Consider the following 16,921-nt stretch of genomic DNA (forward strand, 5'->3'; position numbering starts at 1 on the left):
GGAGGCAATGGAAGGGCCGGGCACCTGTCCTTCTCAGGCCCTTAAACGGCAAGGGCCGGAAGATTAAACTTTTCAATGGTCTCTTTTGTGGGAATCCCGTTGGCGTCCCACCCCCGGGCCAGATAATAGGCATCCAGCATCTCTTCGATGACATCCATGGTGACCAAGTGGCCCTTGTTGGGGCCGCTGGGCACCGGCTCTTCCGTGAACCGGGCCGGGGGATAATCGTATTTCCGGCCGAAGTCGGGAATCTCCCGGGCGTTGAACATCCGGTTTAAATGCCAGATTTTTTCGGAAAGTTTCAGCAGGTCCCTGTCAAAATCCAGCTTTTTTCCCGTGGCATAGTAGTAGAGTTCTTCATAATACTTGGTTTCCAGGCCGATTTCCATGTACTGGAGGCGGCAGGTGCCCAGGATGTCAAAGGCCGGGCGCAGGTGCTGGGATTTGAGGACCAGGGGAACCACGTTTTTATGGTCGGCCTTGGGGATGGCGGCAAAATCCGCCCCGCCGGAGATGAGATCGTGGACCGTGGCATCCTTGTTCCCGCCCACGGCCGTGGCCACATCGGAGCCCAGGACCCAGCACCGGGAATGGTGGGCCCCCACATCGGCGGTCATGTATCCCAGCATCATGCCCGGGGCGTTTCTGGATTCGTATCCGGTCCACTCCAGCCCCTTGACATGGATGGCAAATTTTTTGGAATCATGGCCGATGATGTCGGCGGCCTCCCGGACGCCCCGGGCCAGGACATCCCCGATGCCCTCCCGCCGGGCAATGATTTCCAGGATGTGGACAATGGAGTCCAGATCCCCCCACTTGACGTCCATGCCCATCTCCTCCCTGGAGATCAGTCCCTTTTCATAGCATTCCAGGGCAAAGCTGACCACCACGCCGGCAGAGCAGGTGTCGATTCCCAGTTCATCGCAGACCCAGTTGGTGTGGGCAATGCCGTGGATGTCGGACAGCTCGCAGTTGGAGCCCAAAAGCGACAGGGTCTCGTATTCCGGGCCTTCCACATATTTATTGCCCAGTTTGGTTTTTGCCAGGCCGTATTTGCCGCAGGGGATGGGGCAGGCAAAGCAGCCCTTGTCCGTGATTTTCAGTTCATCCAGGATGGCGCGGCCGTTGATCTTGTCGGCATAGTCGCAGTTGGAGGTCTTGAAATTCCGGGTGGGCAGCGCCCCCACATCGTTGCACCAATTGGTGATGCCCGAGGTACCCTCGGGGGTCCAGCCGGTGAAACCCGGTTTTTCCCGGCAGGCCGCATAGGTCTCCTTGCCCTTTTTGAGCAGCCCTTTGGGATCGAATACCGGGATGCTTTTGGTCCCCCTGACGGCAATGGCTTTAATATTTTTGGACCCCAGGACGGCGCCGATGCCGATGCGGCCGGCCTGGCGGCCGAAGTCGTGGGAGATGCAGGCAAAATTCACCAGCCGTTCCCCGGCCTCGCCGATGGTCAGGATCTGGAAATCCTCCCCCAGTTCCTCTTTCAGTGCCTCTTCCACAACGGTGGAACCTTTGCCCCAGTATTGGGCTGCCGGCCGGATTTCTACGGTATCATTGTCAATGAAGATATAGGAGGGGGCTTCAGCCCGGCCCTTGAGGACGGTTACATCGTATCCGGCATATTTCATGTTCACCCCGAAGTGGCCGCCCATGTTGGAGTCCCCGTATCCGCCGGTGGCCGGGGATTTGGTGGCAAAATGGGTTTTGCCCGAAGCCGGCAGGAAAAGCCCGCTCAAAGGGCCCATGGCGATGATGAACCGGTTTTCCGGATCAAAGGGGGCTACGCCGGGCGGGTTTTCATCATAGAGGATTTTGGCGGTAAATCCACGGCCGCCGATGTAATTGTCCACCCAGTCGGATTTCAGGGGTTCTGTTTCAACCCTTTGGGTACTCAAATCAATTCTGAGGCAAAAGCCTGCATATCCGTATAGCATAAGAGCCTCCCGTTTTAGGAAAATGTCAGTGCGTCCCGGGGACAGACCTCGACGCATTGTTTGCAGTTGATGCACTTGTGGGGGGTGCCGTCGTCATCCACCTTGATGACATGGACCGGGCAGGCCCCGACGCATTCCAGGCAGTTGTCGCAAAGTTTGCGGTCAATGCGGTAGGTCTGGCCTTTGAGTTTTATGGCCCCCCGCGGGCAGGCCTCGGCGCAGGCCCCGCACTGGTCGCAGATATCCACAAAGTATTTTCCCGGCACCGGGAATTTTCCGGACACATTCAAAAGGGCCTTTGACGGATTGACCTTTTTCAGATTTTGCAGTGAACAGACCAGTTCGCAGGCCTTGCACCCGGAACAGGTATCATTGTTGAATTGAAGTCCCATACCCCTCTCCTCATGGTCTTGTTTTTACACTTCTTTTTAACCCTGGTGCCCAGGGTAGCAAAGGTCTGTCTGCCGTGTAAAACGCATTGTTTTCATGGTGTTGTATGAAAACTATTCATGCCATAAGTTTTTTAGACTGAAAGATATGATGGCTGTGGCCCTGTGAATTGAAGTTTTCTATTGCTGTTTACCCGTAAGCTGTTATGGTATACCATGGTATTACGCTCCGGAGTCATGCAGTTATGAACTCTTATGGAAATGATCTTAATTCGACGGATAGACAATGGAATTTAACGCAGTCAGAATAAACTCGGCACCGGATGTCCTGGTGGAGGAAATCATCTCCCAGGTCCGGTCCGGAAAACTTAAGCCCGGCGAGGTCCTCCCCTCCCAGCGGGAACTGGCCAAGATGTTCAATGTGGGGCTGGGGTCGGTGAGGGAGGCCATCAAAATCCTGGATGTCATGGGACATGTCAATGTGGTCCGTGGCAAGGGCACCTATATTTCCGAGCAGCCTCCCAGGGATCCTGAACAGGAGGCCCGGCTGGAAAAGGCATTGAAAGCCATGTCCGTGGCCGAGCTGGTAAAGGCAAGGGAAATCGTGGAATGCGGCGCGGCAAAACTGGCCGCAGAAAACGCCCATAAGGGAAATATAAAAAAACTGGAACAGCTCGGCCGGGATATGGATGAGTCCTTCAATGACACCGAGGTCTTTTACCGGGTGGATTTCCAGTTCCACATTGCCGTGGCCGAAGCCAGCAACAACAAGGCCATTATCGAAATGGTCAAGCTTCTGGTGGACCGCTCCCACCGGCATATCAACTTTATGAGCGATTCTTTGAATATCGCACTGCCCTTTACCGTGGAGCGGGCGGTGACCACGGCCAGGGAGGTCATCGCCCGGATCAAGGCCGGTGATGCCCCTGGGGCCGAAGCATGTATGAACCGCCACATCAATATCGTTTATGATGAGATTGACAAAGAGTTTCTAAGTACCAAATAACCCCTTTCCTGAAACCATCCGTCACCGGTCATGCCCCTTTCTTTTTCCCGGTGACGGTCCGGCCTGCCGTCCCATCTTAGTTTCCTGGATCCTCCGTATCTTCTTTATTTTACGCTGGTTATCTTTTGGATAAAAAAATATTGACAATCATTAGTTAATGATTTAAGGACATAGTGAAGTATGGAGTTAATGAGTTCTGAACAGTTGAGCAGCAAGGAGTTAATCGTATGATCATCCGGAACGGATAAAGGTGCCGGGATAAAGGGTCTTATGGCATCATCCCCCGGATATGAATAAAAGCAATTTACATAAGGCGCTTATGTCCAGAAGCGCCGGCAACAGAACAAGGAGGGTAACATGCAGGATCAGTCCCAGACCATTGACAGGGGCATCACATTCACGTCAGTGATATGCTGTGCCGTATTTATTATTGCCACGATGATTTCACCGGAAGGGGTAAAAGGGGTGTTTGACAGCCTTTTTAAATTTTTCACTGGCAACTTCGGATGGACCTACCTGACCTGTGTGGCCGGCTTTGTTCTTTTTTGTTTTGCCATGGCCTTCAGCAAATTCGGCAATATCAAGCTGGGGAAAGACGATGAAACCCCCGAGTTCAGCCTTATGGCATGGTTTTCCATGCTCTTTGCCGCCGGCATGGGCATCGGTTTGGTCTTCTGGGGCGTGGCCGAGCCCATTTATCATTTTGCAGGCCCTCCATTTGCCGACCCCAAAACCCCTGAAGCGGCTGCAGATGCCATGCGAACCGTGGTGTTTCACTGGGGGCTCCATCCCTGGGCCTGCTATGCCGTGGTGGCCATGCTCCTGGCCTATTCCCAGTTCAGGAAAGGCAATCCCGCCCTGCTTTCCTGGATTCTGGAACCCCTTATCGGCCGGGAACGGGTTGAAGGGGTCATCGGCAAGGGCATTGATTCCCTGGCCGTTATCGTGACCCTCTTCGGCGTGGCCACATCATTAGGGCTGGGGGCCATGCAGGTGGCAACGGGGTTGAATAAACTTTATGGGATCCCCGGTTCCACCACGGTATCCATCATCATCATTGCCGTGGTCACCGTCCTTTATATTATTTCCGCCGTTACAGGTATTAATAAAGGGATTAAAATCCTTAGCAATATCAATATGGTCCTGGCCTTCGGCCTCATGCTCCTGGTCCTTGTCCTGGGCCCGACCAAGTATATCTTCCAGAGTTTGATCGAATCCCTGGGCAACTATTTCCAGAATATTGTCTGGCTCAGTTTTTTCATGGATAATTCCGGTGCGGTCAAGGCTCATGCCGGCTATGACTGGGTGGGGGCATGGACCGTATTTTACTGGGCCTGGTGGCTGACCTGGGCGCCCTTTGTCGGGGCCTTTATCGCAAGGATTTCCAGGGGCCGGACCATTCGCGAATTCGTATTCGGCAGCCTTTTGGCCCCGACCCTGCTCTGCGCCATCTGGTTCGCCATCCTGGGCGGGTCCGCCATCAGCCTGGAACTGGCCGGCGGTGCCGGTATCGCCGATGCCACCTTCAAGGATGTGACCACGGCCATCTTTGTTCTTTTTGAACATTTTCCCATGGGCGGCCTGCTCTCCCTCATGGCCATGGTCATCGTTTCCATCTTTTTTGTCACCTCTGCAGACTCCGCCACCTTTGTGGTGGGGATGATGAGTTCCGGCGGCAATATGAACCCGAAAAATTCTTTGAAAATTTTCTGGGGCCTGCTCTGCTCCACCCTGGCGGCCATGCTGCTCCTGGCAGGGGGGCTAAAGGCCGTACAAACCGTCTCCTTTGTGGTATCGTTCCCCTTCATGATCCTCATGGTGATCATGATTGCAGCGTTTTTTAAATCCCTGGCAACCGAGCCGGTATATACGCCGGCAGAAAAAGTTTATGAAGTTGAGGCTTGATGTAAGGCATATTCAAAAACAAGGAAGTAAACAATGAGAGATAGATTATCCGAAGAAACCTTAAGTTTTTCGCCGACCACCAAAATTTTGAACCCGGAACAGATGGATGCGATCCACGGGGCGGTCCTTGAGGTCCTTGAAAAAACAGGGGTCAGTATCAAACATCCCCGGGGACAGGAAATCTTGGCCAATGCCGGATGTTCGGTGGAAGGGGACCGGGTCCGTATTCCCAGGGAACTGGTGTTAAAGGCCATTGAGACCGCCCCAAAAAAGGTGGTCATGGGCGACCGGTACGGCTCAAAAGAGCTGGTACTGGAAGGGGCCAACACCTACTTCGGGGCCACCGTCGATTGCGTCAACTACCTGGATCCGGCCGACAATGAGGTCAGCGAATGCACCAGCGACAAGGTCATCGCCATGACACAACTCTGCGAGGCACTGGGGAATTACGACTGGATCATGACCCTGGGGATCGCCCGGGACCTGCCCGAGGCCATTGCCGACCGGTGCGTGGCCCGCATCGCCCTGGAGCATTGCGCCAAGCCGGTGGTGGTGTCCTGCAATGACGGGGAAAGCCTCAAAGAGATCTACGAAATGGCCCTGCTCTGCCAGGGCGGGGAGGAAAATTTTAAAAAGGCCCCCCTGCTGGGTACCCTGAATTGCACCATTTCCCCCTTGAGCCACGATGACCACCTGGTGGAAAAAAACATCTATGCCGCAGAAAAGGGGATTCCCATTGTCCATTATTCCGGCATGCAGCTGGGGGGCAGCTTTCCGGCCACCCTGGCCTCGGGGATTGTCATGGGGGCCGCAGAGTCCCTCAGCGGCCTGGTGCTCCAGCAGACCATCAACCCCGGCGCCCCCTTTGTCTTTGGATCATTTATCACCGTCATGGATATGAAGACCACGGTATTTTCCTATGGGGCCATTGAGATGGCCATGATGGTGGGAGGCATGGCCCAGCTCTCCCAGCACTACGGTTTGCCCTTTTTCAGCACGGCCGGCTGCACGGACTCAAAACGGGTGGATGTCCAGGCCGGGGTTGAAGGCAGCCTCCAGGACCTGGTTATGGCCACCGTAGGCGGCGGTCTGGTCCATGACACCCATTGCTGGCTGGATCACGGGGCGATTCTGTCCCCCGCCCATCTGGTGGCGGGGCAGGAGATTCTGAACCTGGTTAAGCAGTTTACCCGGGGCATTGATGTCTCTGCCGATACCCTGGCACTGGACCTCATCGATAAAATCGGCCCCGGCGGCACCTTTCTCATGGATCCCCACACCATGCAGAATTTTAAAACCGTCATCTACCCGGAACTCTTCCAGCGGACCAAGGGACTGGCACCCGGGGAGCAGCCTGACGAGAGTTTTGACGACAGGCTGCGGGCAAAGACCCTGGCGCTTATGGAGACGCCGCCGGTGAACCCCCTCGCCGGGGAGATTGCCGCCGAGCTTGAACGGCGGCAGGCCGGATGGATGAAAGCCTAGTAGATGTTTACGGCCATGCCGGTTGCCGGCAACATCGTTTTAACCATTTAATTTTCAGGAGTACCCATGTCTATATTCAACTATACGGTTTCCAAAACCATTATGCATGTCCCGTCCCCCATTGTCCGTTTTTTTGCCAAGGACTATGTTGCCGGCAAGGACATCACAGACGCCGTTGAGGTCTGCCGGGAGCTTGAGGCCAAGGGCATTGAATCCACCCTGGATATCCTGGGGGAATACATTACCAAAAAAGACCAGGCCCTTCCCTTTAAAGATGAATGCATCAAAATTCTTGAAACCATCAGCCGTCTGGGCCTGAAGTCCAACCTGTCCATCAAGCCCAGCCAGATGGGGATGAAGCTGGATTACGATTTCTGCCTTCAGAACCTGCGGGATGTAATCTCCAAGGCGGCTGATCTGGACGGATTTGTCCGCATCGACATGGAGGATGTGGACTGCAACGAACCCACCATTGAGATGTACCAGATTCTGAGAAAAGAGTACCCGGATCATGTGGGAACGGCCCTGCAGTCTTACATGAGGAACGCCATGGACCACCTTGAGCTCTTAAAGGACGAACCGCTGAACCTGAGGCTGGTGAAAGGGATTTTCATCGTCAACCGCCAGCAGGCCTGGAAGGACCCGGAACTGGTCACCCGGAATTATGTACAGCTTCTGGAGAGGATGTTCGAGCTGGGCGCCTATGTGGGCATCGCCACCCATGACGAGGTCCTCTACTACGAGGCCCAGCGCCTGATCCGCAAATACGGGCTGAAACCGGACCAGTACGAATTCCAGATGCTGCTGGGCATTGATCCGGAACTCCGGGACCTCATTGTCTCCGAAGGCCATAGGCTTAGGGTTTACATCCCCTACGGCAGAGAGTGGCTGGGCTATTCCCGCCGCCGCCTGCTGGAGAACCCCAACATCGCCCGGGCCGCCCTGGGGCAGATGGTCCGGGGCACCGGCGGCCGTTAAGGATTATCTGCCGGCGTTAATGCCGCCCATTAAAAAAGCTTGAAACCCCATGCGCGATGCTGCGCTGGGGTTTCAAGCTTTTATTATTTCTTGGCCGATGGTTTGGGTTAGGCGCTTCTTCTGGAAAAACCGGCAAGGCCGAGTAAACCGCTGCCCAGAAGCAGCACCGCCGTCGGGAGGGGGACCGGATTGGATTCATATTCAATGACATAGCCTGTCATTGTATTCCTGTTTTCCATGTCGTCCCAGACCCCTGCCGTCGGCCAGAAGTGAAGATAATCCTGGGTGCCTCCCATACCGTTGTTGGGTTCCCCCTGCTTCCAGTATGGGGATGCAAAGCTGTCGCTCCATTCTTCTTTGCTGTCCCATGCCCATGTGTTTTCATTGATTTGATATCCGCCCAGCCAGTATGCGTCGATATTGTTTACTCCGTTGAAAAGGCCGGCAATGAAGCTGTTTTCTTCATCCGTGGTGATGGATGCAAGATAGCCTCCCTTTGACTGGGCCGCGGCACTTGCAGCGCCCCAGGTCAGGGAGGAGGGCTGCTGGACGAGGTTGTACCAGTGCCCGTTGAATTCCACCGGGCTCCCATAGGCGGGCAGGGTGATGAATAAAAGCCCCAACATGACAATGAATTTTTTTAACACGGCAATTCCCTCCGTAATCATGGCGTTATTATGAAATTTTTTATTAAACCGGAGATAAATATTATAATTATGGAAAAAAATCCATAAGTTTTTATAAAAACAGATATCTGATACAGGTGGCCTCCCCCAGCGTTTAAGAAACCGATCCCCTTCCCAGGTGAACCCCGTTCTGGAATATGCTATATTGCGCCCATGAGAAACCAAGGGAGGACCCATATGTCCATACTCAACCAGATCCGCTCCTCCATGCAGCAGTTTGCCGATGTTGTGAAAGCGGCCATTAAACTGGACATGGATATTTTTGACGACCGGCTCACCAGGGTGGCCGGCACCGGTGTGGCCCGGGCCGGCATCGGCCGGAAAATCCAGGAAAAAGGCGTGGTCAACCGCCATATTTTTGCCGGGCAGGATCAGATCATCATTGATAATCCCGGCAAAGAAGACAATTGCCGGGAATGCGCCCATTTCGGGCGGTGCGCCTATAAAAAAGCGGTATATGCGGCCATCCGGCACAAGGACAAAACCATCGGGGCCATGGGCATCCTGGCCTTTGATGACGAACAGGCTGCCATTTTAAACGATAGAAAGCTGGAACACCTGGCGTTTATCCGGCAGATTGCCTCCCTTATGGAGAGCAAGATAAAGGATTTCATGACCACCAGGGCCCTGCGGCATGAGATTTCAGGGGGGGGTCAACACCGTTGCCCTTCCCGATATCCTGGGTCAGAGCCCGGTGTTCACCGCATTAATAGACAAAATCAAACGCCTGGCGGACAGCCGTTCCACCATTCTTCTCATGGGAGAGACCGGGACGGGTAAGGAGGTGTTCTCAAGGGCGCTTCACGCCGAAAGCCACCGGAAGGACAAGCCCTTTATCGCCATCAACTGCGGGGCCATTCCGGAAAACCTTATAGAGGCAGAGCTTTTCGGTTATGAAAAGGGTGCTTTTACCGGGGCGGATAAATACGGAAAGCAGGGACGGCTATACCACGGCAACGGCGGCACTGTTTTGCTGGATGAGGTGGAAAACATGCCCCTGTACATGCAGCAGAAGCTGCTGCGGGTCCTGGAAACCCGTCAGGTGGACCGCATCGGCGGGACCCGGCCGGTGCCCATAGACGGCCGGTTCATTGTGGCCACCAATAAAAACCTTGAGGACATGGTGGCCCGGGGCACCTTCCGGGAGGACCTGTTCCACCGGATCAACGTGATCACCCTTGAAATTCCCCCCTTAAGGGAGCGGGGGGCCGATGTCATCATTCTCGCCCGCCATTTTATCCGCCAGTATAACGCCATCCTCGGGTGCCACATCCACGGGATGAGTGACCGGGTAAGTGAGTTTTTCATGAATTACCAATGGCCGGGTAATGTCCGGGAACTCCAGAATACCATTGAATACGCCATGAATATGGAAACCGGGGATGAGATCCGGTTCGACACCCTGCCCAGGCGCCTGCGGCACCGGCCCAAGAGCGGCAGCACCCTGGAAGCCCTTGAGCGTGAAGCCATCCGGGAGGCGTTGTCCCGTTTCGGCCGCCATAACGAGGGCAAGGAAAGGGCGGCCGCCTTCCTGGGGATTTCCCGGTCCACCATCTATCGGAAAATACGTAAATACGGCCTGGGATGAGCGTTATCTCAAATTGATATTTCATGTGCCATTTTGAGATAATCCTTTTGCTTCGGCGGCTTATGGGCGGTCGCGGGCCGGATGGGGTTGGGATTGTGTCATTTTGACATGGAACGGACCGGCATTTTTAATGCGGTCTGCGTCTAAGTCTGTAAAAATACAGGGGAAATTTAAATGTTTTCTGGGTGGCACAGGGATTGCTCTTTATCTCTCCAGATTTTACCGGAATGCCGGTAAGCTGAATTAACGTTTTGGAGGTAAAGAAAAGACAATGGGCAAACGTGTAGAATTCCTATATTTGCAGCAGGAAGACTGTGTCGCCGCCGGCGGCTATGATATGAACGGCACCATGAAGGCCACGGAACGGTCGTTTTTCCTTCACGGAAAAAAGGATTATATCCTTCCCCACAAACCGGTATTGAGATGGGGAGGGCCTGAAACCGAGGAAACCACCGGCCGGATCATGTCCATGCCCGGATTCCTGGGAGGTGCCGGCTACGCCCAGGAGCTTGAAGCCCGGGATTTGCTTGGTCCGGTCAATACGTCGGGGATCAAATGGATTCCCAGCAAGCCCCACAACCCGTCCAAATACGGCCTGCCCCGGGCAAATGCCGTGATTATCATCGTTGATCCTGACACCCTCATGCCCGACTGCATCATGGATGGCTCCCTGGTCTCTGCCATGCGGACGGGGGCTGCCAGCGGCGTTGCCGTGAAATACCTGGCCAACCCCGATGCGAAAATCATGGGCCTGGTCGGTGCTTCGGTCCAGGGGATCACCCAGACCAAGGCCTTTAAAGCCGGCCTGCCCGGACTCAGGGAGTGCCGGGTCTTTGACCTGAACTGGGAAACCTCTGAAAAATTCTGTGAGCGAATGGCAAAGGAGATTCCCGACATGGCCTTTAAGGCGGTGGATTCCGCCAAGGCGGCCTTTGTGGACAGCGACGTCATTTCCACTGCCACCATGGCCAAAGAGGCCTATGTGGACGGATCATGGTATAAAAAGGGGGCGGTGCACTGCGAAATTTCCTTCTGGGATACCCCGCCCGAAGCCCTGACCCATGTGGACCATGTTGTGGTGGATGATTTTGATGCCGTAGCCAGCCACGGGGTGGATGTCAGCTACAGGGCCGTCCGGGACGGCGTCATCCCCAGGGAAAAGGTATCAGACCTTGGCGAGACCGTTGTGGGAGACCGGCAGGTCCGCAAGACCAGGGATGACATTATCTTTTTCAATCCCATCGGCATGGGCATCCACGACCTCTCCGAAGCCCACCGGGTCTATACCAATGCCAAAGCCGGCGGCATCGGCAAAACACTCCCCCTTTGGGATCATCCCATTCTCTAATCCATCGCCTTTTGAACGGCGTTGCTAATGCGGCCGGCGGTGCCTAGGCATTGCCGGCCGTTTTTTTAAATTTTCCTTTGGCTGTTTTGATGAAGGCGCCAAGGTGCCCGGTCACAGGAGAGGCAGCTCCACCTGGTAGACACCTTCCTGGAGAAAGGCTTTGAGTTGGGGCACTGCCTTCCGGAAAACCCGCATCATGCCGATATTTGAAAAGAGGACATCTGCAGTAAAGGTTTCAATCCCCCTTTCCCTTCCCAGTTTTATCAGCATCTCCAGGAGGTGGGTGGCGATTCCCCGGTTGTTGAATTCTTCATCCACAATAAAGGCGACCTCGGCGTCCGGCCCGAATGCCCCCTTCAGATACCGGCCTTCGGCAATGATCCGGCCGTGCCCCGGTTCACCCACAAGGCCGACCACGGACATGATCCGGGTCCAGTCTATATTTACATACTCCTGCATTTTTGAATGGGGCATGGTCCTGATGGGAGCAAAATACCGGTAATAGATGGCCTCGTTGGAAAACCGGTAGAAAAGCCGGCACATCTGTTCCTCGTCTGAAGGCCGGATGGCCCGGAACCTTACCGTTGTATCCTGTTTAAAAACCCGGGTTTCGTCGATATGGTCCGGGTAGAGACGGATGCTCTCCGATAAAAAGATCTGATCCGGGTAGAGGATTTTTTTCTTTTTGGCCTTTTCAACCAGCACCTGCCGGTCATCGGGGTGGGCGATTTCAATCAGGGCCTGGGCCCTTTCCCTCACCGAAAGGCCTTTGAGAATGGCAGTCCCGAATTCTGTGACCACCATGTCAATGGATTCCCCGAACCCCAACTGCGGGCTGTGGTTGGCCATGGTGACCTGGATATTGGGCTCATTCTTCAGGTTCCGGCTGGGAAGGCCGATAATGGTCCGCCCCCCCCGGGAAACTTCCGCACCGATAAAAAAATCAATCAGTTCCATGGGGCCTGATGCCACATTCCCCTGCCCCTTGTTTAAAGCGACGTTGCCTGACAGGTCTACCTTCCGGGCTGGAATCACAGAAACGACCCCGGGGTTGCTCCCAATATTTGCCGGATCAAAAACCCGTTCCACAGCCTGGAATTCCACCACCGGATTCCGGTCCAGTGGGGGTGCCAAAGGCATAGGAGGCAATGGATTTCCCCTTGAAAAAGGCTTTGAACCGGTTGGTCACGGCCCCGGATTCCACCAGTTCCATCAGTGCATCGGTAAAGATCGGAGAATGAATACCTAGGTCTTTTTTCCCTTTCAATTGTCTGGAAAGGGCTTCAAACAGCGGGCCGATGGAAAATGCGATGCAGCTTTTGTCCGGTATCAGGGCGGCAATGCGTGTGGCAACCTGATCAAAAGGGGGAGAAATTGTCCAGGGATTAAAATAAACCGGGTCATGGTGGGACCGGACCAGATAGTCGAAATCCGATACGTGGACAAAGGTATCCCCGGATGTCCAGGGGATTTTTTCATTGATTTCACCAACGGCAAACGCCGCCTTTTCCATGGCGATCCGGGCCACATCCAGGGATACGCCCAGGCTGCAATATCCGGCGGCGTCCGGCGGTGTGACCTGTACAAAAGCGGCATCAACCCCGATCCGCCCGGACTCAAAAAGGCGGGGCAGGCGGACAAAGCGGTGGGGGATCAGGTCGACCAGTCCGGCAGTGATGGCCCTGTCCACCACTTCTCCCGGGTAAAAGGTTTTCAGCCGGTATTTCTGGGCGTCAAGGGCCTGGAAGGAAATATCCCGGCTGAAACTGACCAGCTGGATCAGCTGCAGATCGGCCAGGTTCCGGAGGGTGGAATCCATTAGGTGGTGAACCAGGGTCCGGGGTTCGGATACGCCGGTCCCCAGGAAAACCCGCATCCCGGGTTGGATTTTCCGAATCACTTTCCTGGGGGTGACGATTTTTTCTTCCCAGTCCATGGTTATTCCTGAATTTAAGTTTAACTGCTTGAAAAGACATGGTAATAACTGATATCAGTATAATCCCCCCATCATCTGAATACAATGATATAATTTTATCCTCCACCGGCGAAAAAACTTGCGCCGGAACCGGGGGCATTGTATTCAAAAATAAGCCCTGCCGTTAAATTTAATGGAGGAAAGATACCATGCTTGACAACAAGCACGTCACCGGGCGGTATGTGGGACTTTTCCTGGTCGGCTGTTTCCTGTTTTCCTTTCCGGTTCTCACCATATTTAACCGGCCCTCGTCTGTCTTCGGGGTGCCCCTGCTTTTCTTATACCTGTTTACGGCCTGGACCGGATTGATTTTTCTGACCATGCTCTGCACCCGGCGGCACCGCCGCCGTTCAGGCCGGAAGGATGATACGGCCGGAATTTTAGACGGATAGGACGGCCCCATGTTGGAACAAAGGATCATTCTGCCTGTTTCCTTCGGGTATATGGGCCTGCTGTTTGCCATCGCCTTTTGGGGAGACAAGCGGGCCGAAGCCGGGAAGAGCATCATCAGCAACCCGTATATCTATGCCCTCTCCCTAGCCGTCTACTGCACGGCATGGACTTTTTACGGCAGCGTGGGCGCAGCCGGCCGGGCCGGAATCACCGGTTTTCTTGCCATTTATCTGGGGCCCACCCTCACCATGGTGCTGGGGTGGCCGGTGCTCCGGAAGATTATCCGGATTTCCAAGGTCAACCGCATTACCTCCATTGCTGATTTTATCGGTTCCCGGTACGGTAAAAGCGCGATCATTGCCGGCGCTGTTACCATTATTGCCGTGCTGGGAATCGTTCCCTATATGTCGGTCCAGATCAAGGCCATTTCCACCTCCTTTCAACTGATCAGCCATTCCCCCGATGTCTTCATGTTCCAGGGACACACCCGTCTGCCGGCGTTCAGGGACACCTCTTTTTTCGTGGCCCTTCTTCTGGCCCTGTTTGCCGTAGTCTTCGGCACCCGCCACCTGGAAGCCACGGAACGGCATGAAGGCCTGGTGGCTGCCATTGCCTTTGAATCCGTTGTCAAACTGTTGGCCATTCTGTCAGTCGGGCTGTTCATCACCTACGGCCTTTATAATGGATTTTCGGATCTGTTTTCCCAGACGGGCCGGCACCGGCTCATCGCCCCCCTGTTTGTCATGAAGGTGGATGCGGCAACCTTTACCGGATGGACCAGTTCCCTGTACCTTGCCATGATGGCCGTGTTCCTGCTGCCACGGCAGTTCCAGGTGATTGTGGTGGAAAACGTTGACGAGACCCATTTGAAAAAAGCGGTATGGCTGTTTCCCCTTTATCTGCTCCTCATTAATCTTTTTGTACTTCCCATTGCTTTTGGGAGCATGCATTTCTTTCTGTCCCAATGCCAGGAGGATGCCTTCTGCAGCCAGAGCCTTTCCGGGGCCTTCTCCGGTATCCTGTCATTTGCCGGGGGAGAGGTGGATGCAGACTATTTTGCCCTGGCCCTGCTCATGGCTGAAAAACAACCGGGGCTGGCTTTGTTCGCCTTTATCGGAGGCATGTCCGCCGCAACGGGCATGGTGATTGTGGAAACCATCGCCCTGTCCACCATGGTCTGCAACGACCTGGTAATGCCCATCCTGCTGCGGCTCTCCTTTTTAAAGCTGGACCAGAAACGAGACCTGAGCCGCCTTCTGCTCATCATCCGCCGGATCAGCATTCTGGGCATCGTTCTTCTGGGATACCTTTATTTTCATTATGTGGTGGAATACTACTCCCTGGTTTCCATTGGAATGATTTCCTTTGCCGCGGTGGCCCAGTTTGCGCCGGCCTTGCTGGGCGGGATTTTCTGGAAAGGAGCCACCCGTTCCGGCGCCCTCTGCGGGCTGCTGGCCGGTTTTCTAATCTGGGGGTATACCCTGGTGCTGCCCTCCCTGGCCCAGGCCGGTTTTCTATCCGGCGGCCTGCTGTCCCGGGGGGCCTTTGACATCGCATTGCTCAGGCCCCACCATCTTCTGGGGCTTGAGACCGCATCTTTGGGGTTTAACCAGTACACCCATGCGGTATTTTGGAGCATGGCCTTAAATATCGGCCTCTTCGTGGGCATATCCCTGTTCTCGGGGCAGAGCGAAACCGAACGAAAACAGGCCACCCTGTTCGTGGACGTTTTCAAGCATGCGGTCCGTTCCGAAAAATCTTCCTTTTGGCGTGCCACGGCATCGGTGATCGATTTGCGCCGGCTGCTGGAACGGTTTCTCGGAGAAGAACGCACCCATGAGGCACTGCTCCGATATGCCCGGGACCACCACCTGAACCTGGCAAGGGACAGGGTGGCGGACGCAGGCCTGGTCAGCTACGTGGAAAAGCTATTGGCCGGCGCCATCGGATCTGCCTCGGCCCTGGGCATGGTGCGGTCCGTTGTGGAGGAGGAGCCGCTGAGCATGGATGAGATCATGCATATCCTGGATGAAACCCAGCAGATCATCACCTACAGCCGGGAACTGGAAACGGCCACCAGAGATCTTGCCGCAGCCAATGACCGCCTCAAGGAACTGGACCGGCTCAAAAACGAATTCATCTCCACCGTATCCCATGAATTGCGCACCCCGCTTACCTCGGTACGTGCCCTGGCCGAAATTATCCGTGACAACCCGGATCTGGACAGGGAGAGGCATTACCGGTTTGTGGACATCATCATCAAGGAGAGCGAACGGTTGTCCCGGCTCATCAATAACGTGCTGGATTTCCAGAAAATCGAATCCGGCCGTATTGAGTGGCAGATGAGGCCCCTGGATTTCAGGGCGGTGATACAGGATGCCCTGATGTCCACCGGTCAGTTGATCAAGGAGAAAAATATCCGTCTCATCCAGGAACTGCCGCCTGAGCCGGCCATGATTTCAGGGGACAGGGACCGTCTCATACAGGTCATGGTCAACCTCACCTCCAATGCCGTTAAATTCTGCCCCCGTGACAAGGGCGAAATCCGCATCTGTATGGCCGGCGAGATAACAAAAATTGGAAAAAGGCAGATCAAGGTAGGGGTTCAGGACAACGGCATCGGTATCAGTCCCCGGGACCAGGACATCATTTTCCAGGAGTTCCGGCAGGTGATTTCAGACGGTGACGGCCGGCCAAGCGGTTCAGGCATCGGCCTGACCATTACCCGGCATATTGTCCTGGCCCACGGCGGCCAGATCTGGGTTGAGAGTGAAGAGGGAAGGGGGGCGGCTTTCTTTTTTACCCTGCCTTTGATAAAATAGGTGAAACCGATTCAATACAGGGGGGGGCGCATGAAGAAAAAAATCCTGATTGTCGACGATGAACCCAATATTATCGTCCCCCTTGAATTTCTGATGACCCAGAACGACTATGCGGTCAGGACCGCCCAGACCGGTGAAACTGCCCTGGAAATCATCGCCAGCTGGCATCCGGATCTCATCCTCCTGGATATCATGCTTCCCGGCCAGGACGGGTTTGAAGTCTGCCAGAAAATCAGGGCACAGACCCGATTCCACCACATGAAGATCATCTTTTTATCTGCCATGGCCCGGTCCATTGATGTCGAAAAAGGCCTGGGGCTGTCTGCGGACGATTACATCACCAAACCCTTTGCCACAGAGCATGTGGTCCGCAGGGTCAAAGAACTGCTGGGAGATTAGGCCGGTG

At 54.8% G+C, this 16,921-nt stretch carries 12 protein-coding genes and 1 pseudogene; 9 read left to right on the forward strand and 4 right to left on the reverse strand.

Translation table 11 applies throughout. From position 1 onward, the window contains the following. Positions 1-41: 41 nt before the first annotated feature. Positions 42-1,940 carry an aldehyde ferredoxin oxidoreductase family protein gene (locus HUN04_18750; protein ID WDP91629.1) on the reverse strand — a complete coding sequence of 633 codons (1,899 nt, stop codon included), beginning with the start codon at positions 1,938-1,940 and terminating at the stop codon, positions 42-44. A gap of 14 nt (positions 1,941-1,954) precedes the next feature. Next, positions 1,955-2,332, reverse strand: a complete 378-nt coding sequence (locus HUN04_18755; GenBank protein ID WDP91630.1) for a 4Fe-4S binding protein — start codon at positions 2,330-2,332, stop codon at positions 1,955-1,957. A gap of 283 nt (positions 2,333-2,615) precedes the next feature. Here HUN04_18755 and HUN04_18760 point away from each other — a divergent pair, with 283 nt between their 5' ends. From HUN04_18760 to HUN04_18775, 4 genes are all read left to right on the forward strand, one after another. After that, on the forward strand, positions 2,616-3,335 hold the full coding sequence (locus HUN04_18760; protein ID WDP91631.1) for a FadR family transcriptional regulator: 720 nt from the start codon (positions 2,616-2,618) through the stop codon (positions 3,333-3,335). Between the two features lie 357 nt (positions 3,336-3,692). Further along, complete coding sequence (locus tag HUN04_18765) at positions 3,693-5,240, forward strand: BCCT family transporter (GenBank protein WDP91632.1); 1,548 nt, start codon at positions 3,693-3,695, stop codon at positions 5,238-5,240. Positions 5,241-5,273: 33 nt separating this feature from the next. Further along, complete coding sequence (locus tag HUN04_18770) at positions 5,274-6,725, forward strand: trimethylamine methyltransferase family protein (protein ID WDP91633.1); 1,452 nt, start codon at positions 5,274-5,276, stop codon at positions 6,723-6,725. Positions 6,726-6,791: 66 nt separating this feature from the next. Continuing rightward, positions 6,792-7,703: a proline dehydrogenase family protein gene (locus HUN04_18775; protein WDP91634.1), complete on the forward strand. Its 912-nt coding sequence runs from the start codon at positions 6,792-6,794 to the stop codon at positions 7,701-7,703. 107 nt (positions 7,704-7,810) lie between these two features. On the opposite strand, the gene HUN04_18780 is transcribed toward HUN04_18775, so the two are convergent. Next, positions 7,811-8,350 (reverse strand): hypothetical protein, encoded by a 540-nt coding sequence (locus tag HUN04_18780; protein ID WDP91635.1) that lies wholly within the window; start codon positions 8,348-8,350, stop codon positions 7,811-7,813. A gap of 673 nt (positions 8,351-9,023) precedes the next feature. On the opposite strand from HUN04_18780, the gene HUN04_18785 reads away from it, so the two are divergent. Both HUN04_18785 and HUN04_18790 read left to right on the forward strand, forming a co-directional pair. Further along, complete coding sequence (locus tag HUN04_18785) at positions 9,024-9,977, forward strand: sigma 54-interacting transcriptional regulator (protein WDP91636.1); 954 nt, start codon at positions 9,024-9,026, stop codon at positions 9,975-9,977. A gap of 271 nt (positions 9,978-10,248) precedes the next feature. Further along, positions 10,249-11,325, forward strand: coding sequence for a hypothetical protein (locus HUN04_18790; GenBank protein WDP91637.1), 1,077 nt, complete (start codon positions 10,249-10,251; stop codon positions 11,323-11,325). 111 nt (positions 11,326-11,436) lie between these two features. Here the strand turns inward: HUN04_18790 and HUN04_18795 are convergent. Beyond that, positions 11,437-13,261 (reverse strand): annotated as a pseudogene (locus tag HUN04_18795) (GNAT family N-acetyltransferase). A gap of 188 nt (positions 13,262-13,449) precedes the next feature. On the opposite strand from HUN04_18795, the gene HUN04_18800 reads away from it, so the two are divergent. The 3 genes from HUN04_18800 to HUN04_18810 are packed head-to-tail and all read left to right on the forward strand — an operon-like array spanning position 13,450 to position 16,914. Continuing rightward, complete coding sequence (locus HUN04_18800) at positions 13,450-13,692, forward strand: hypothetical protein (GenBank protein ID WDP91638.1); 243 nt, start codon at positions 13,450-13,452, stop codon at positions 13,690-13,692. A gap of 9 nt (positions 13,693-13,701) precedes the next feature. Beyond that, positions 13,702-16,515: a histidine kinase gene (locus HUN04_18805; GenBank protein ID WDP91639.1), complete on the forward strand. Its 2,814-nt coding sequence runs from the start codon at positions 13,702-13,704 to the stop codon at positions 16,513-16,515. Positions 16,516-16,545: 30 nt separating this feature from the next. Continuing rightward, positions 16,546-16,914: a response regulator gene (locus tag HUN04_18810; GenBank protein ID WDP91640.1), complete on the forward strand. Its 369-nt coding sequence runs from the start codon at positions 16,546-16,548 to the stop codon at positions 16,912-16,914. The last annotated feature ends 7 nt before the right edge of the window (positions 16,915-16,921 follow it).

Origin of the sequence: Desulfobacter sp., assembly GCA_028768525.1 — a bacterium.
Lineage (GTDB): Bacteria > Desulfobacterota > Desulfobacteria > Desulfobacterales > Desulfobacteraceae > Desulfobacter.

Excerpts from the sequence above, each read along its gene's own strand:
- HUN04_18770 (WDP91633.1), top strand. The coding sequence starts at position 5,274 with ATGAGAGATAGATTATCCGAAGAAACCTTAAGTTTTTCGCCGACCACC.
- HUN04_18750 (WDP91629.1), bottom strand. The coding sequence starts at position 1,940 with ATGCTATACGGATATGCAGGCTTTTGCCTCAGAATTGATTTGAGTACC.
- HUN04_18785 (WDP91636.1), top strand. The coding sequence starts at position 9,024 with ATGAGATTTCAGGGGGGGGTCAACACCGTTGCCCTTCCCGATATCCTG.
- HUN04_18755 (WDP91630.1), bottom strand. The coding sequence starts at position 2,332 with ATGGGACTTCAATTCAACAATGATACCTGTTCCGGGTGCAAGGCCTGC.
- HUN04_18805 (WDP91639.1), top strand. The coding sequence starts at position 13,702 with ATGTTGGAACAAAGGATCATTCTGCCTGTTTCCTTCGGGTATATGGGC.
- HUN04_18765 (WDP91632.1), top strand. The coding sequence starts at position 3,693 with ATGCAGGATCAGTCCCAGACCATTGACAGGGGCATCACATTCACGTCA.
- HUN04_18790 (WDP91637.1), top strand. The coding sequence starts at position 10,249 with ATGGGCAAACGTGTAGAATTCCTATATTTGCAGCAGGAAGACTGTGTC.
- HUN04_18775 (WDP91634.1), top strand. The coding sequence starts at position 6,792 with ATGTCTATATTCAACTATACGGTTTCCAAAACCATTATGCATGTCCCG.
- HUN04_18810 (WDP91640.1), top strand. The coding sequence starts at position 16,546 with ATGAAGAAAAAAATCCTGATTGTCGACGATGAACCCAATATTATCGTC.
- HUN04_18800 (WDP91638.1), top strand. The coding sequence starts at position 13,450 with ATGCTTGACAACAAGCACGTCACCGGGCGGTATGTGGGACTTTTCCTG.
- HUN04_18760 (WDP91631.1), top strand. The coding sequence starts at position 2,616 with ATGGAATTTAACGCAGTCAGAATAAACTCGGCACCGGATGTCCTGGTG.